The organism is Paenibacillus sp. ACRRY, from assembly GCF_022346995.1.
Classification (GTDB): Bacteria; Bacillota; Bacilli; order Paenibacillales; family Paenibacillaceae; genus Paenibacillus.
In genome coordinates this window covers 532491-549656 of record NZ_JAKRNM010000002.1, presented here as the reverse complement: position 1 = coordinate 549656, position 17166 = coordinate 532491, and the positions used below count along the sequence as shown (strand labels likewise).

The 17166-nt window shown below is 48.3% G+C and carries 19 protein-coding genes; all 19 read right to left on the bottom strand.

Going from position 1 to position 17166, the window contains the following annotated elements; genetic code table 11:
- Positions 1 to 95 precede the first annotated feature (95 nt).
- Entirely contained in the window at positions 96 to 878 is a 783-nt protein-coding gene (locus MH144_RS11640; RefSeq protein ID WP_239299944.1) for a YlmH family RNA-binding protein, read from the bottom strand.
- 19 nt (positions 879 to 897) lie between these two features.
- On the bottom strand, positions 898 to 1161 hold the full coding sequence (locus tag MH144_RS11635) for a YggT family protein (protein ID WP_227779725.1): 264 nt from the start codon (positions 1159 to 1161) through the stop codon (positions 898 to 900).
- Between the two features lie 7 nt (positions 1162 to 1168).
- Positions 1169 to 1636 carry a cell division protein SepF gene (locus tag MH144_RS11630; RefSeq protein WP_239299942.1) on the bottom strand — a complete coding sequence of 156 codons (468 nt, stop codon included), beginning with the start codon at positions 1634 to 1636 and terminating at the stop codon, positions 1169 to 1171.
- A complete protein-coding gene (locus tag MH144_RS11625) occupies positions 1627 to 2328 on the bottom strand; it encodes a YggS family pyridoxal phosphate-dependent enzyme (protein ID WP_239299940.1) in 702 nt (233 codons plus the stop codon). The genes MH144_RS11630 and MH144_RS11625 overlap by 10 nt, the downstream gene beginning before the upstream one ends.
- Positions 2329 to 2334: 6 nt before the next feature.
- Entirely contained in the window at positions 2335 to 3234 is a 900-nt protein-coding gene (gene pgeF / locus MH144_RS11620; protein ID WP_239299938.1) for a peptidoglycan editing factor PgeF, read from the bottom strand.
- A gap of 51 nt (positions 3235 to 3285) precedes the next feature.
- On the bottom strand, positions 3286 to 3678 hold the full coding sequence (locus MH144_RS11615) for a YlmC/YmxH family sporulation protein (protein WP_239299936.1): 393 nt from the start codon (positions 3676 to 3678) through the stop codon (positions 3286 to 3288).
- Positions 3679 to 3929: 251 nt separating this feature from the next.
- Complete coding sequence (gene sigG, locus MH144_RS11610; protein ID WP_095289985.1) at positions 3930 to 4712, bottom strand: RNA polymerase sporulation sigma factor SigG; 783 nt, start codon at positions 4710 to 4712, stop codon at positions 3930 to 3932.
- Between the two features lie 111 nt (positions 4713 to 4823).
- Positions 4824 to 5546, bottom strand: a complete 723-nt coding sequence (sigE, locus tag MH144_RS11605; RefSeq protein ID WP_095289983.1) for an RNA polymerase sporulation sigma factor SigE — start codon at positions 5544 to 5546, stop codon at positions 4824 to 4826.
- Positions 5547 to 5557: 11 nt separating this feature from the next.
- Positions 5558 to 6538 (bottom strand): sigma-E processing peptidase SpoIIGA, encoded by a 981-nt coding sequence (gene spoIIGA / locus MH144_RS11600; protein ID WP_239300624.1) that lies wholly within the window; start codon positions 6536 to 6538, stop codon positions 5558 to 5560.
- A 255-nt stretch (positions 6539 to 6793) separates the two neighbouring features.
- Entirely contained in the window at positions 6794 to 7906 is a 1113-nt protein-coding gene (gene ftsZ / locus MH144_RS11595) for a cell division protein FtsZ (protein WP_239299934.1), read from the bottom strand.
- Positions 7907 to 8054: 148 nt separating this feature from the next.
- Positions 8055 to 9335: a cell division protein FtsA gene (ftsA, locus tag MH144_RS11590; protein WP_095359453.1), complete on the bottom strand. Its 1281-nt coding sequence runs from the start codon at positions 9333 to 9335 to the stop codon at positions 8055 to 8057.
- 295 nt (positions 9336 to 9630) lie between these two features.
- Entirely contained in the window at positions 9631 to 10398 is a 768-nt protein-coding gene (locus MH144_RS11585; RefSeq protein ID WP_239299932.1) for a cell division protein FtsQ/DivIB, read from the bottom strand.
- 68 nt (positions 10399 to 10466) lie between these two features.
- A complete protein-coding gene (murA, locus tag MH144_RS11580) occupies positions 10467 to 11750 on the bottom strand; it encodes a UDP-N-acetylglucosamine 1-carboxyvinyltransferase (protein ID WP_239299930.1) in 1284 nt (427 codons plus the stop codon).
- 17 nt (positions 11751 to 11767) lie between these two features.
- Positions 11768 to 12187 carry a hypothetical protein gene (locus MH144_RS11575; RefSeq protein WP_239299928.1) on the bottom strand — a complete coding sequence of 140 codons (420 nt, stop codon included), beginning with the start codon at positions 12185 to 12187 and terminating at the stop codon, positions 11768 to 11770.
- Positions 12127 to 12327: a hypothetical protein gene (locus tag MH144_RS11570; RefSeq protein ID WP_239299926.1), complete on the bottom strand. Its 201-nt coding sequence runs from the start codon at positions 12325 to 12327 to the stop codon at positions 12127 to 12129. The genes MH144_RS11575 and MH144_RS11570 overlap by 61 nt, the downstream gene beginning before the upstream one ends.
- Positions 12328 to 12494: 167 nt before the next feature.
- Positions 12495 to 13604 (bottom strand): undecaprenyldiphospho-muramoylpentapeptide beta-N-acetylglucosaminyltransferase, encoded by a 1110-nt coding sequence (murG, locus tag MH144_RS11565; RefSeq protein ID WP_239299924.1) that lies wholly within the window; start codon positions 13602 to 13604, stop codon positions 12495 to 12497.
- A 7-nt stretch (positions 13605 to 13611) separates the two neighbouring features.
- Complete coding sequence (gene spoVE / locus MH144_RS11560; RefSeq protein ID WP_239299922.1) at positions 13612 to 14709, bottom strand: stage V sporulation protein E; 1098 nt, start codon at positions 14707 to 14709, stop codon at positions 13612 to 13614.
- A gap of 48 nt (positions 14710 to 14757) precedes the next feature.
- On the bottom strand, positions 14758 to 16179 hold the full coding sequence (gene murD / locus MH144_RS11555) for a UDP-N-acetylmuramoyl-L-alanine--D-glutamate ligase (protein WP_239299920.1): 1422 nt from the start codon (positions 16177 to 16179) through the stop codon (positions 14758 to 14760).
- Between the two features lie 3 nt (positions 16180 to 16182).
- Entirely contained in the window at positions 16183 to 17151 is a 969-nt protein-coding gene (gene mraY / locus MH144_RS11550; RefSeq protein ID WP_095289967.1) for a phospho-N-acetylmuramoyl-pentapeptide-transferase, read from the bottom strand.
- Positions 17152 to 17166: the final 15 nt, after the last annotated feature.

Here is a 17166-nt window from a genome sequence, read left to right as displayed (position 1 = left end):
GACTATGCACTTCAATGTATATCGGAAACAGCGAATGTTTTTTACACCTTTATCTTAAACATTTCGACAAGAAAACGGGTTTTCCTGCAATGCCGCTAAGCAAATTTGCCGATTTTTACACGACAACGTCCCTTTTTGGTCATCCCATCCTGTTCCAGTACCTTGAAACGGCCAAAACCTTGAATGGAAACCACGTCCCCGGCTTTCAGAGCTTTGGACGGATCTTCCTCGACTTTCCAATTTACCCGGCATCGACCCGCTTTGATGGGAACTAGAACTTTACTGCGACTCAGTCGGTACACATCCGCACAAATTCCGTCCAGACGCAGGGATGCAACAGTGATATCCATCGTCTCCAGTTTGCTCTCTGACCACTTCATCTGATGCAGAGGAAGCAGCTCTGTAAACACATGAACCCGATGAACCTGGTTCAATTGAAGCGATAAAAAAGCGCCGGTCTCCGCTGCCACCACGGTGTGGCATCCGTCATCCAGCACTTGGATATCTCCGATCTTGCCGCGTTTCAGTCCAAGCCCGAGCAAGGCTCCCATGTAGTCCCCATGCTCCAGCTCTGTAATTTTCTGATCATCTGACGTGATGCTAAGCACCTGCATACCTATATCCTCATCATCGAGATACCGATAATCTGGTGCAATCAGCGCACGTTTGCGTTCAGCTGCCTCGTAGCCTCCGTCCAGACGAATCTGGACGTCATTGCGACGATTGACAAGCGTTTGCAATATAAAAGCCTGTCTTGGGTCAAGAAAGTCCGTTAGCTTCATATCATGGAGCTTGCCTGCACGTTCCACCCAATCCGAGGCTTTATCCACGAAGTCACGCTCATCATGGCTAAAATGTTCGTAAATTTCACCACTCATCTATGTTCACCCTACCCTATCAGAAGTAGCTGATGATCGAGAGCAAACCTGATCTCGCCAGTTGAAGAGTAATTAACGCAACAATTGGTGAGATGTCCAGCATGCCGAACAAAGGCGGAATGAAACGTCTGAAAGGACTCAGATAGGGTTCTACCAATTTGGCAAGCCACTCACCAATGACGCTCTCCCGCGCGTTCGGAAGCCACGACATCAATACATATCCAATAATCATGTAGAAATAAATCTCAAACAGGTAAAACACTACGACTTGAAGTTGATACAAAAGCGGCTCACCTCATTCTGTTGTAATCTTGCTCGCTGTCAGCCAGTATTTCCGTAATTGCTCCTTGAATTTCAACGGTATCCGGCGTACAGAGAAAAATGTTGCCGCCAATTTTAGAAATTCCCCCGCCCAGTGCGTAGACTGTACCACTCAAAAAATCAATGACGCGCAGTGCCTGATCTTGGCGCACCCGCTGCAGGTTCACAACAACTGTACGATGTGAACGAAGGTGGTCGGCAATTTCTTGAGCTTCGTCATAGGAACGCGGTTCATAAAGGACAACTTTAACATTTTTCTGGGAATGAATGCTCACAACATTATTCCCCCTTTGGTTTCTACGTTTATCTAGACTGGAGGTTTCAGCTTCCTGTTGTTCAGTTTCGGCCTCCTCTTGTGCTGCCAAACGTTCGCGTTCCACAATTTCTTCCTCTTCTTGAAGACCAAGGAAATTCATGAACTTATTCATTACGCCCATCGTGAACCCTCCTCTTTTCCTACGAGAATTGATCCCAGCCGTACCCATGTTGCCCCTTCTTCAATCGCCACTTCAAAATCATTGGACATTCCCATCGATAGCTGAGTCAATGGTTCCGATGTCAGAGCTTGTCCATTCAAATGGTCTCTCAGCTCACGCAGTCCACGAAATACGGGACGCGTAAGCTCCGGATCCTCCTCATGGGGAGCCATGGTCATCAGACCGACGACCTTCAGGTTGCTGAAGCTGCTGATCTCACGCAAAAATGAACTCGCCTGTTCGGGCTGCAATCCATATTTGCTCTCTTCACCTGAAATATTCACCTGCAAAAATGTTTCCACTTGTGTCCCCAGAGCAGCTGCCTTTTTGTCCAGCTCCTTGGCCAGAGACAAACGATCCAGTGAATGTATGTAGCGGAATTTGCCAATGACGTCTTTCACTTTGTTGGTCTGCAAGTGACCGATAAAATGCCATGTTCCTTGCTGACCAAATGCTTCCCACTTGGCTTGTGCATCCTGCCAGCGGTTTTCTCCAATATGCTCAAGGCCACTTTCCAGCACAGCGCCTGTCGTTTCAAGGGAGACGTACTTCGTGACCGCAATCACATTTACGTCTTCACGCCGACGGCCACTGCGCTGGCATGCAGCTTCGATCTTCTGATTTACCTGTTGAATTCGCTCCTCCAATGACACAGAGGGTCACCTCTCTTCCAGCCCAATCCAGCTCGCCATTCTTCCGGTCGTTCCATTTTCCTTGCGATACGAGAAAAACAGTTCCGGGTGGCAGCTTGTACACCACGTTGTACATTCGATATGATCCGGCAATATTCCTGCTTTCATCATAATGTGTCGATTACATTCTTTCAAGTTTAACATCGTCTTTCCGTTTCCAGACGAATGATACGCTCGGCCCTGCACAGAGTTGTTGTATTCATCATTACCCGGCGTAGATTCAAACCAAACCCGCACATGCTGCATAACTGCCTCATCCACTTCATAACAGCAATCCCCGATGGAAGGGCCTATTGCTGTCCGGATATCCTGCCGCCGGCTTCCATATTCCCGTTCCATTGTTTCAACCATCGACTGGGCAATGCCGGCAACGGTTCCTTTCCACCCCGCATGAGCAAGCCCCACAGCTTGTTGCACCGGGTCGTAGAAATATAGTGGAACACAATCCGCATAAAAGGAAGCAAGCAGCACACCAGGTACATTGGTGACCAAGCCATCCGTGTCCTGCAGCGCTGACTGCCGATCCATCAGACCTCTGCCTCGATCCTCAGCTTGTATAACAGCTACATGTTTGCCATGGACCTGTTCACCACACGTCCAGGCTCCCACGGAGAAGCCAAGCTTTTCGGCCACAAGACGACGATTTGCCAAAACGTCTGCAGGATCATCGCCAACATGATAAGCGCAGTTTAGGGTGGCATACGGTTTACTGCCCACCCCGCCCTGCCTTGTCGTAAATCCTGCCGTCATTCGGCTGAACTGTTCTCTCCACGGCTCCACATATAATAACAACGGATCTGGGCTTCCATTCACCACTTGATCTTCAGTCCGTTCAAAAAGTTGTTTATTCAGAACAAAGGGTTCCATCTTATCACCTCACAGCTTCCAGTGTACCAAATGAGCCACGTTCTGTCTTGATTATATCGTTCGACGCTGGCTTCGGTCCAATCGTTCAAGGCGTTCAACCCGCTCCACACGGCTGCTTTGCTGTTCATCGTACATTTTTGCTTCGCGATCTCGCTCATCATAGCTCGTTTCCCTGACTTCATCCAGTTTAACCAAAATAACGTCGGAACCGATCTTAACAATGTTCCTCCAGGGAATAACCAGATCCGTTCCGCCCCCGAACAACCCCATGAACCGGCTGTATCCGGGTACCACGATGGCTTCGATTCGTCCCTGCTTTAGATCCAGTTCCAGATCACTAATCTGCCCCAAACGTTTACCATCCGTAATGTTAATGACATCCTTTGTCTGAAAATCCGAGATCTTCATCCCTCTTTGTGCCGACTCACTTGCGCTTACTTTCATCTGTCGCTCGCCCCCCGCCTAGTCCGCTTATACCGTTCAACGCTTCTATACAATATATGTTTTATAGGCGAAAAATGTCCTGTTTTTCGGGGTATCCCTGAAATTAGTACAGCTTAATTCGAAACTGGGCGTTCTCGTTAAAAGCTGCTCATTCGATCGCAGTTCTCTCCAGACCTAATCGTATGTCTTAAAAATAGAAAAAGACGACCAACGGATTCAACCGTTAGATCGTCCTTGTGAATGAAGTGATGTTACGTCTTCACATGTTTCTGCATCTGCTGTATAGCCGATTTTTCCAGACGGGATACCTGAGCTTGGGAAATTCCAATTTCGTCGGCAACTTCCATCTGTGTTTTGCCTTCAAAAAATCGCATGGACAGAATCATTTTCTCACGCTGTCCGAGACGATGCATAGCCTCGCGCAGTGCAATTTCCTCAATCCACGACACATCCTTGTTTTTGTCATCACTGATCTGATCCATCACATAGATTGGATCTCCACCGTCATGATAGATGGGTTCAAAAAGTGATACCGGATCTTGAATGGCATCCAGTGCAAAAACAACATCTTCCTTGGGCACGTTCAATGCTTCGGAAATTTCGAATATGGTCGGTTCACGAGAATTTTTGTTGGTCAGGCTGTCACGAACCTGAAGCGCCTTATATGCGATGTCCCGTAATGATCGGGATACCCGGATCGGGTTATTGTCACGCAGATAACGACGGATCTCACCGATAATCATCGGTACTGCGTACGTTGAAAATTTGACATTCTGGGATAAATCAAAATTATCAATGGCTTTCATCAGGCCGATACAACCAACCTGGAACAGATCATCGACAAACTCCCCCCGATTGTTAAAGCGCTGAATGACACTGAGTACAAGCCGCAGGTTGCCATTCACTAATTTCTCTCTTGCTGAGCGATCATGGTGCTGCTGTAGGGAATGAAACAATTCCCGCATTTCTGTGTTGGTGAGGACAGGCAATTTTGCGGTGTCCACGCCACAAATCTCGACTTTGTTTCGGGTCATCGTGATTTACCTCCCAAGGAGAAACATTAATGTACATTATCTCCGGGGCAGGCTTTTTTATTCGTCCCTGGCATCCTTGCCATTAATACCCATTATATAAAAAGCACGCGATCAGACCATTTTATTAAACTCCTTGCGGAGTCTTTTAATGATTCTTTTTTCCAGACGAGAGATGTAGGATTGGGAGATTCCAAGCAAATCTGCCACATCTTTTTGTGTCTTTTCCTCCCCGTCCGTCAGGCCAAAGCGAAGCTCCATAATCATCCGCTCACGTTCGGTCAATTTTTCCAAGGCCTTGTGCAGAAGCTTCCGATCTACCTGTTCTTCAATATTCCGATAGATTGTATCGTTCTCGGTACCCAGAACATCCGATAATAATAGCTCATTTCCATCCCAATCAATGTTGAGTGGTTCATCAAAAGAAACTTCTGTCCGAATTTTGCTATTACGCCGCAAGTACATCAATATTTCATTTTCAATGCATCGCGAGGCATATGTTGCCAGCTTGATTTTCTTTTCCGGGTCAAACGTATTGACAGCTTTGATGAGCCCGATGGCTCCAATGGAAACCAGATCCTCAATGTTAATGCCTGTGTTTTCGAATTTGCGAGCGATGTATACTACCAGGCGAAGGTTTCGTTCAATCAGCATGGCGCGAATCGCAGCATCCCCTGAAGAGAGCTTTTGCAGCAAAAATTCCTCTTCTTCCCGCGTAAGTGGAGGCGGCAGGGCTTCACTGCCTCCAATATAATAGATCTCCTCACTCTTCAAACCAAGCAGAAATAACAGACGGTAATACTGCAGCTGCGCCACCAGTTTCCATTTCACAAGCATGTACGTTCCTCCTATACCACATTCAGCGGCTTTTCTGTTGCTCCCGCAGAGAGAGCCGTAGACTGCGCAGAGGCAGCGTCTTGCACAAGCTCAGGGTGAATGACCGCGCGGTACTTTCCTTCTGACGACAACACTCCGCCATCCAGCCCGATTAGTACTTTGGTTGTCTCGTAACTCATTTGATCCAATGTCACTCTCACCAGATCAGGCTTGATTGCCAGCATAAATGCCGTCCCCTTATTGATACCACGATAGGGTACCAGTCTTAGTCGACCCTGCCAGCGAAAATCCTCTTGGTCCAGCTCCATAATGAGGTTGTCCGGTGCTTCTTCCTTCAACCGGCCTTTCCAGGAAGCTGGCAGCATGTCTTGCCACAGTGAAACCTCCATCACCATAACTGGCAGACGGGAAAGAGGGTCCGTAAGTTGATTACCGGTATCGACAAGGCCTGTACAAGAAATATTTACATCATCGATATAAACCTGCACTTGTCCCAGATAGGTTGTCATACGGTCTGATTTTCGCTTGGAACTTTGCACAGCTTTGAATAAAAACAGCACTGCAAAGAATACGATAAAAGTAAACCAGAAGGCGATCTTCAGATCAAAAGACATTCCGCCCGAGGCCGTATACCAAATTCCGTTAAACAGCTCGCCCGAACTCTGAAGCATGTAGTGTATACCTAAAATGCCTCCGGCAGCGACGAAGTTAATGACGTAGAAGGTACCCAAATTCCTCATGAACACCTGGAGGCCCTTAAAACCAAATGCGATAAACAGCATCACGAGTGACAAACCAAACTTGATCAAAAAGGTAAACATGAAATCAAACTCCGGCACAAACATCATGACGACATAGAGGGCGCCCACAATGGAAGACAGCAACCATCTCCACCAGACCAGCTTCGTTTTACGCATCCAGGCTGTGAGTCCGATGAGTGCACCGTCAATACACAGGTTTGTCAAAAAAATAAGATCAACATAAACGACCAACTCTTCACCTGCCTCGTACCAAATATCGGTATAGCGTTGTTCCGATATTCTATGAGCATACACACAAGTATAAGGAGCTTCCTGTTCAAAGTCTGTCTAATCATGGGGGTGTCATCTCAACTTTTTTTGTCGTAATTCCTCGTGCCCTTTGTTCAGAATTTGTTCATTTCTGTTTGATATGCTGTAGATAAAAAAACAGAAAAACCCGGTTTCTCCATAAGGAGAACCGGGTTTGAAATTAAATATGAGTGCTGCTTAGTCGTTGTTGTTATTACGCGAGCGATTGCGCAAAAATGTCGGAATATCCAGCTGATCACTGCTCGGCTGGTTCCCGAACGGGCGAAGATTAGGCGAGCGATTCTCAGCAGGCTCACTCGTTGGTTGCGGTTTGCGTCCTGGTGGTGGTGAGACAGGCTTGTCTTCAAAACCAGTAGCAATAACCGTAACCTTGATCTCTTCTTTCAGATTTTCATCAATGATGGCACCGAAGATCATGTTCACTTCGGGATCGGATGCCGATGTAACGATCTCGGCTGCTTCATTCACTTCATAAAGTGACAGGTTGATGCCACCTGTGATGTTCATGATTACCCCGCGCGCACCTTCAATGGACGTTTCCAGCAATGGGCTCATAATCGCTTTGCGAGCTGCCTCAGCCGCACGATTTTCGCCTGTTGCTTCTCCGATTCCCATCAAAGCGGATCCGCGTTCAGTCATAATGGTTTTTACGTCTGCAAAGTCAAGGTTGATCAGACCCGGTACAGCAATCAGGTCGGAGATGCCTTGTACCGCTTGACGCAATACGTTATCTGCTTGACGGAATGCTTCAAGCATCGGTGTCTTTTTATCTACGATTTCAAGCAAGCGGTCATTTGGAATGACAATCAGCGTATCCACTTTTTCCTTGAGAGCTTCAATCCCTTGCTCTGCATGGCTGGAACGTTTGCGTCCTTCGAAAGTGAATGGACGTGTAACCACACCTACGGTAAGAGCTCCGCACTCTTTGGCAATCTCAGCAATGACTGGAGCTGCACCAGTACCTGTACCACCGCCCATACCGGCTGTGACAAATACCATGTCCGCACCTTTCAATGTGTTCATGATCAAATCGCGGGATTCTTCCGCAGCTTTCTTACCTACATCCGGGTTGGCACCTGCGCCAAGACCACGGGTCAGTTTATCACCGATTTGCAATTTATGTTCGGATTTCGCCAGATGCAATGCTTGAGCATCCGTGTTCACCGTTATAAATTCTACACCTTGTACACCATTTTCGATCATACGGTTGACTGCATTGCTTCCGCCGCCGCCTACACCGATGACTTTTATTTGAGCCAAGCTCTCCATCTCGAAATCAAATTCCAACATATTATTCCATCTCCCCCTCAATGTGCATGGATGGCCCGTCCAATTTTTGATTGAACCGAATCAATTTCATATATCGACGATCGAAAGCGTATATATTAATACCAGCGCATTCAGACGGCTTCTAGAAGTATGAAATAGATTCAACCTGTTATATAAATTCGCTGAACATATTTTTCAGCCGTTCGAACAAACCCGGTTTTTGCTCCGATTCCGGAGACGCACTCGGCTTAACACGGTTGGTCGGTTTCTTGTTGTTGTTATTATTATTGTTGCCACCGCCGCTGCTGACCGATGGACGAATGCGCAAACTACGAATTACGCTGTGTAAAATGCCGACCCCGCTTGTGTAGCCCGGGTCGCGAACACCGATGTAATCCGGAACTGCAATTCGTACCGATGCAGCAAGCTCATGCTGAGCTACTTGCAGAACACCTGGCATCGAGACAGTCCCTCCCGTTAGTATATAACCTCCGGGAAGCTCCGTGTAACCGAGGCGCTTCACTTCTTGGGAAATCATCTGGAATATTTCCTGAACACGCGGCTCGATAATAGCAGCAAGATCCTCCTGCGAGAATTCCTTGTCCACATTGCTGCCGATTCGCGTGACTTTGAACATGACGTCAGCCGCAGCATCATCAAGCCATGCGCAGCCATATTTCAGCTTCACCTTTTCGGCTTGATCTGTTAAGGTACGCAATCCATACGCAATATCGTTGGTAACAAATTCTCCACCGATCGGCAGGGTTGACGTTGCAACGAGACTGTCTTCTTCAAAGACAGCGATGGTTGTTGCACCTGCTCCAATATCAACAAGAACAGATCCCATCGTTTTTTCGTCTTTAGATAAAGCAAGCTGACCTGCTCCAAGTGACATGAGCACCAGATCGCTTACCTTCAGACCCGCTTTTTCCACGCAGCGCAAAAGATTATGTATCGCGGTTTTTGCACCCGTTATGATTGTTGCCTCAACTTCCAGTCGAACTCCAATCATACCACGGGGATCCTGTATGCCCTCCAAGCCGTCTACAACGTACTGCTTGGCGACAACATCAATAATTTCCCGTTCCGGCGGAACCGCAATCACCTCGGCTGCTTTCAACACCCGTTCCATGTCTTCTTCTCCGATTTCACGATCCTCGTTAGACACTGCCACGACGCCGTGACTGCTCATCAGTCCGATATGATTTCCTGAGATTCCAACATATACTTCGGATATTTGAATACCTACCATACGTTCTGCATGATCCACTGCATTGCGGATCGACTGCACCGTCTGATCGATATCTACGATTACACCTTTGCGAATTCCCTCCGAGTCGGCAGATCCAACTCCAATAATATTAAAGGTTCCATTATTAATTTCCCCAATAATAGCGCGAATTTTGGATGTACCGATGTCCAAACTAACAATGATGTCATTGTTGCTCAAGTCTGTGGCACCTCCTGACTCCAATAGTAAAATACGTTCGGGTTTAAACACTCTTAAAACATATTCAACACACGTTAGGCTTTCCCTCTTTTTTCTACAATTTTTTTGGGTGCCAAGATCTGGTTGCGAGACATAAAACCTTGAAGAAAAAAGAAGGAGACAACTTATGTGCCATAAGTTCAAGTGTATCATTTTTTCTCCGTCTCAGAAAGAACAACTTTCACGGATGAAACAGGGCCAAACCCCGACCCTGCTTGGACTTTTCATTAACTGTCATACGTGATTAGCAAGAGGATCAGGGCGTTGCACCTGGCTCTTCACCATCTTCAGGGTCATCTGCAATAAAAGGCACGTACGTGTCTGCCTCAAGCATCGTGATTTTCCCTGGCCGCTCCGTCTCAATAACCTGATTCAAGTACTCCACCTTATCCGGGAGCTTGGAGATCGTGGTAATCACTTCAAACTGTGATTTGGTATACAACCGGATCTGATCCGGGAACGAAGGCGTAGGGTTAGGAATAATCTCCGATATATCCGTTGTCAATTCGTTTGGAATCGTGGCAAGCGTCTCACTCAATTGTTCTTTGAGCGGATCGTCTGCTTTCCACTGTGTCAGAATAGGCTTCTCCACAGCAACTCCGATATTGGCCGGAACATTCAAGCTTGTCCCACTCGCCAGGATAGCCTGGAGTGTACCATCCGCACCAAGTTCGTAAGCTACGGTCGGATACTCCTGAACCTTAATATGAATGATGCCTGGAAACTGTTTATCCACTGTCACGTTCGCTACCGCTTTGAACGTCTTCAAACGCTCAATAACCTCAGCGGAGCTTGTCCCAAAAAACTGATCGCCTTCCTTCAGACCACTTTTCTCCAGCAGTTCGGAAGTTGTCGTGTATACATTACCCGTAATCTCAATGCTCGAAATCCGGCTCATGGAAGAGCGGAAGAACAGTACGGCAAGCAATACAATAAAAAGAAGTAACAGAATAAGAACAATTTTACGGCTTGTGTTTCCTTTAGGCCGATTCTTCTTCAGAACCGGAATTTGACTTTTAGGCATAGGTCGCGCTCCACAAAGCCTTCGGTCCCCTCCCACATCAATTACCGAAGAAGGGGACTCAAAGGACGTTAATTGGCAAAATCCAGCTGCTTCGAAACGGGGGACTGTCGCTCAACCGAAGCTCCAAGGCTCTGGAACAACTTTTCGATGCGGTCGTACCCTCTGTCAATATGATGCACTTGCTCAACAACCGTTTTACCCTGGGCAGCAAGGCCAGCAATAACCAGAGCTGCACCTGCACGCAGGTCGGTTGCTTCAACTGTAGCTCCGTACAAACGCGGGACTCCTCGGATAAAGGCTGCATTCAGATCAACCGAAATATCTGCGCCCATGACGTTAAGTTCATCCACGTGCTTGAAGCGTCCCTCAAATACCGTCTCCTTCATTACACTGAACCCATCAGCCAAACTGAGCAAGACCATGATTTGCGACTGCAGGTCAGTTGGAAACGAAGGGTAAGGTGACGTTACAATGCGATCCACGGATTTGGGACGGCTCATACAGCTCACCGTCATTATATCATTGCAGACCGTGATTTGAACACCAGTGCGCTTCAACACATGTATAAGGGAAGTAAGATGTGCCGGGTTGCAGTGTGTCAGGGTAACATTACCTCTTGTCGCTGCTGCTGCAATCATGACGGTGCCGGCCACGATCCGATCAGGTATGATCTCGTAGGAACAAGGCTTCAGTTTCTCTACACCGTTAATCGTAATTGTATCGGTGCCGGCTCCAATTATACTTGCACCCATCGCGTTGAGAAAATGCTGCAAGTCCTGAATCTCGGGTTCTCTGGCTGCATTGAATATCGTCGTTGTGCCCTCAGCCATAACCGCTGCCATCATGATATTTTCCGTGGCACCCACACTTGGAAAATCCAGATGAATTTCCGTACCCACCAGCTTACGGCCCCGGCAGATAATCTGTTGATCAAGCTCTTCAATTGATGCTCCGAGCGCTTCCAGGCCCCGGAGGTGAAGATCAATCTTGCGTTCTCCGATGGCACAACCACCTGGCTGGAATACGGATACTTGCCCAAACTTAGCCAGCAATGGCCCCATCAAGAAAATGGAAGAGCGCATCTGTTTCATCAGATCCTCAGGCACATCATATGACCGGATAGACGATGTATCAATCGTCACTGTTCCCTGTTCATGCCGACACGTGCATCCAAGCCGTTCCAGGATATACAGCATTACTTCAATGTCCAGCAAGTGTGGAACGTTGTGCAGCGTGACTTCTCCATCTGCCAACAAACTTGCAGCCATGATTGGTAAAGCGGCATTTTTTGCTCCATGGATGCGTATGGATCCTGAGAGGGGTTTCCCGCCTTCAATCACCAATTTGTCCAATGTATCACCTCCGGGGTTTACCGCTCACCCACTGGAAAGACTTCCGGTACCAGGTTATACCGTTTTGAGATGATATAGTTGCTCTGAATTTGCTGCATAAGGGTGATAACGTCCTCTGCTGTAGCTTGACTGGACTGACAATTAAATCGGCATGCAAGATGGATACCTGTAGGCCTCCCGTGTTTACCCTTTGGCTCTGCTGTTTGAAACAGCCGGGCCGCTCGGTCACTGGGCGGATTTCGGAATACGTTGCCTGCGTACGCATCTGCAGTGGCAAAACGTCTGTGATTTTTGGCAAGCCCCATCACTTCCGAAACGACTTTGCGCTCGTTATGCCTAACTGAATATATACAGCTTCTGGCACAATGCCTCTCCGTTAATGCAGCACAGAGTGGCCATACGCAAATTCCATGTCCTCCTTGCTGTAACGTACCCATTCACCTGTCTCCAGCACAATCTCAGCGGATTGAAATATACGTGACACATCCGATCCATAAGCACCAGCGTTAAATGTACACAACTTCTGCCCGCAGGGCCCACTTCTTTTGGTACTAACCACAATCACCTTTGATAGCATGTAATGCTCCTGCCGTTACGCATGAATCATGCTGCTCAAGCATCCATAGGAGTCATCCCCTGCTAAACGACAAAAACCGTGATGCGGCGCCATGGAACGATTGTCACAATTTATACGGTATCTTATGTCAGTCCTGCCTTGTTTGTGACAATCGCCCAGAACACACTTTACTTGCGTACAGCAAGCCTTTGAATCTCCTTCACCAGCACCTCGGCTGCATCCGGCTTGCCAAGTTCCCGGGAAGCTGCGGCCATACGTTTGCGGGCCGCCTCATCATTCATGATACGGGCAATAGCCTCATATAGCGCTTTTCCCGACAGATCCTTCTCCAGCATGGTGACAGAAGCTCCGCCACCTTCCAGTGTACGTGCATTCGCTTCCTGATGATTGTTCGTCACGTTAGGTGATGGTATCAAAATGGACGGAATGCCGAGCGATGTAATTTCGGCGAGGAATGACGCGCCTGCACGATTCACAATCAATGAAGTACAAGCCAGAACTTCCGGCATATTATGCACATAAGGAAGCACATGCAGATGGTTTGGCATCGTTCCAAGTGAACTGCGTATCGCTTCCCGTGTTTCGTCAAAATAGGATTCACCGGTAACATAAACCACGTGTACATCGTCGAGCTTCTCCAGCATGGGAGCCATGTCCACCATCGCTTTATTGATGGCCTTAGCCCCGCGGCTGCCACCAACAACCAGCACTACCCGGCTGTCCATTGGCACGCCCAGTGTGGCAAAGCCTCGATCACGGCTGGCCTTGGCAACCGTGGTTGCCCTCGGATTACCCGTGTACACCACTCTTTTGGCTCCCGAGAAAGCCTTCTCGGAACCTTCAAAGCTAACTGCAACGGTATCCACATAACGAGTAAGGAACTTGTTAGTTAAACCAGGGATCGCATTTTGTTCATGAATGACACTTGGAATCCCCAGTTTGGCAGCTGCATAAACCACGGGTCCACATACATAGCCGCCTGTTCCGATGACCACATCAGGTTTGAATTCCTTCAACATTTTCTTCGATTTCCGGACGCCTTGAATAAATCGCATAACCGTCTTCAGATTGTCCACGGACAACTTCCGCCGAAATCCTGTAATATCAATGGATTGAAAAGGAATGTTCTCCTGTGGCACTAACTTGCTCTCCAGGCCACGGGTTCCTCCAATATATAAAAATGTCGAGTCGGGATTCTCCGCCTCACATTGCCTTGCTATAGCAACGGCCGGATAAATATGTCCACCGGTACCGCCGCCGCTTAGTACGACTCGCATCGCATAGTCACCTCGCATAACGTGATAAGTTTAACAATATCCCTAGTGCTGTCAGCATCAAGGTCAGAGATGATCCGCCATAACTGATGAGCGGAAGGGTTATTCCGGTAACGGGCATGAGCCCAATGACTACGCCAATATTGATAATGACTTGAACAGCCACCATACCGATAATGCCTACACCGAGCAAACTGCCAAAAGCATCTGGCACTGTCATCGCTACCCGCATACCTCTCCAGACCAGCACTAGGAACAATAGAAGTACTATTAGTCCTCCAATAAACCCGAGCTCTTCAGCCAATATGGAAAAAATGAAATCCGTTTGTGGTTCGGGCACATAGCTGTATTTTTGCCGGCTCATCCCAAGGCCCAGACCTGCCAGTCCACCCGGTCCGATTGCGTATAACGATTGTATGATTTGATAACCGGCACCAAGCGGATCGGACCAAGGGTCTAGAAAAGCCGTTATTCGCTTCAGTCGGTAGGGAGCAGCTGCAATCAACGCGGCAAATCCCACAGCTCCGCCGAGAGCAAGCAGCAGCAAATGTTTCATTCTCGCGCCTGCCGTAAAAATAATCAGCATGGATGCGCCCATCATGACGGTGCCTGTCCCCAAATCGGGCTGCAGCATAATAATGCCGAAGGCGAGACCTATTAATCCAAGCGGGGGCAACAATCCGGTTGTGAATGTTTTAATTTTCCCAGGTTCCCTGCTTAGCCAGTGTGCCAAAAACAAAATCATGCCCAGCTTCATGAATTCAGAGGGCTGAATGCCAAACGATCCAATGCCGAGCCAGCTTCGTGCTCCGCCGCGGACCACACCGATCCCGGGAATTAACACCGCGATCAGCATAATAAAACAGGCGATCAATATCGGTTTCGCATATTTCCGCCAAACCCGGTAATCCACATTGGCCGTGACAAACATGGCAGCCAGTCCGAGTCCTGCGAATAACAACTGTCTTTTGACAAAATAAAATGAATCGCCATAGTCATGAAAAGCAAGCACCGAGCCCGCACTATAGACCATAATAATGCCGATGGCAAGCAATGCCACAATACAAATCAGGAGCCAGATATCCGGCGCCGGTCGCGTCTGTTTCATCAGGAGGCCACCCCTTGCATGGAAGTAGGGGCTTTTCCACCCCCCTACTTACAAGTTATGCGCCGCCTCTTTAAAAATGCGTCCCCGCTCCTCATAAGAAGCAAACATGTCCCAACTTGCACACGCCGGTGAGAGCAAGACTACATCACCAGGCGCTGCAAGCCGCGACGCTTCCTGCACTGCAGCGGTTAACGTCTGGGCAGCATCATCCTCATTATCGACGACCTTAATTTGCTTTAATCCCGCCAGTTCCGCGACCTTGGCGATTTTCTCCCGTGTTTCTCCGAGAGCAACAACCGCTTTTACCCGTTCCTGGAACAAGGGGAGCAGCTCCATCATGTCTGAACCCCGATCCAGTCCTCCGGCGATCAGTACGACCGGATCCTTGAAGGAGTTCAATGCCATCACGGTTGCCTTCGAATTGGTAGCCTTGGAATTGTTGTAGTACTTGGCGCCATTGTGCTCCAGCACATACTCCAAACGGTGCTCTACCGCTTTGAATTCGGACAGGGGTACATCAAGCACTGCTGGATCGGCACCTGCCGCTACTGCAATGGCTACCGCAGCCAGGGCATTCCCAACATTAAATTGTCCTGGGATTCCAATGTTTTCAACGTCTATAACGATGTGATGGTTTCCTTGACCGTCGGCATATACCACCTGGCGTTTCACATCGTCCTCTTCTCCATCCACGTAAGGAGGATCGGCGTATACACCCACTTCCAGCTTCTCTGTCATGGAGAACGGAAGCAGCCTGCTTTTAATATAAGGAACCAACTCCCGGCATACGGGATCATCCCAGTTCAGTACAGCTACATCATCCGGAAGCTGATTGGCAAAGATTTTAGCTTTGGAAGCAACATAGTCATCCATATCTCCGTGATAATCCAGATGCGTTTCTGTAACGTTAAGCAGACTTGCAATCCGGGGACGGAAATGAACCGTTCCCTTCAGCTGGAAACTACTTAGTTCAACGACCATCCAGTTATCGGCCGTAGCTTGTTCTGCTGCCTCGCTGAGTGGCGTACCAATATTGCCGGCAACAATCGGCTTCAAGCCTGCATGCTCCAGCATTTTGCCAACCCATGTCGTTGTCGTTGTTTTCCCGTTGGAACCCGTAATCCCGATCATCGGTGCCGCGCAGAGGTGGTAAGCCACTTCCACTTCCGTTACAACCTCGATTCCGAGTGAAAGGGCCTGCTGTACTGGAGGCGCCTGATAAGGAATGCCCGGGTTTTTGACCACAAGCTTCACGCCCTCATGAATCAGATCATCGGGATGGCCCCCGCATACAACAGAAATTCCCAAAGCCTCCAATTCGGATGCTTCGGGACACTGTTCCCTCTCTTTTTTATCATTCACTGTGACTTTCGCTCCCGCACGATCCAGCACCTTGGCAACTTGCACGCCACTTTTTGCCAGTCCGAGCACAACAACCTGTTGACCGCGATATGATTCAGGATGGTTCATGATTTACAACCCCTTGTTGAGATAAAGTCCAAGCGCAGCCAAAATAGCACCAACTGCCCAAAAAGTAATAACAACCCGCCATTCCGACCATCCGCTTAATTCGAAGTGGTGGTGAATAGGACTCATTTTGAATACACGCTTGCCCCGGGTCTTGAACGATACCACTTGAATAATAACGGATAAAATCTCGATGACGAACACACCACCAATGATTACAAAAAGAAGCTCCGTCTTCGTAACAATGGCAACGGCACCGATGGCTCCACCAATACCTAGCGAGCCTGTGTCTCCCATAAACACTTTGGCCGGGTGCGCATTGTATACAAGAAAACCAAGCACAGCCCCAATCATGGCTGCTGCACATACCGCTGCCGGCATTGACGTTGCCTGCATCGCTACGATGGCAAACGCCCCAAACGCAATAGCGCTGATTCCGGACAGCAAACCATCCAGTCCATCCGTAAAGTTAACGGCATTGGTGATCGCGAGCATCATGAACACGACAAACGGATAATAGAACCACCCCGTCCAGTCGAAGGAGACGGATGTTCCTGGGATGGAGATGGCTGTGCTGTGCCCATTCTGAATGAGCAAGAAACACATTACGGCACTGAAAAACAGCTGCCCCAGCATTTTTTGTCTGGCGGTCAGTCCCAAAGATCGTTTGAATACAATCTTGATATAGTCATCCAAGAAGCCGATCAGTCCAAAACCGAGCGTAGCTACGAGCAGGACATAGAAATCCGTATTCTTGACTGCTGAAAACTTCAAAAAGGCTAATGTAAATGCAAGCAGGATCACAACCCCGCCCATCGTTGGAGTCCCGCTCTTTTTCAGATGGCTCTGCGGCCCGTCTTCCCGAACTTGCTGTCCGAATTTCATTCGGCGAAGTAATGGAATCAGAAGCGGTGCGGCAATCACCGCCAAAATAAATGAAACGCCGATTGTTAACAGTAATACCTGAAAATCCATGGGTCCACCCCTCTA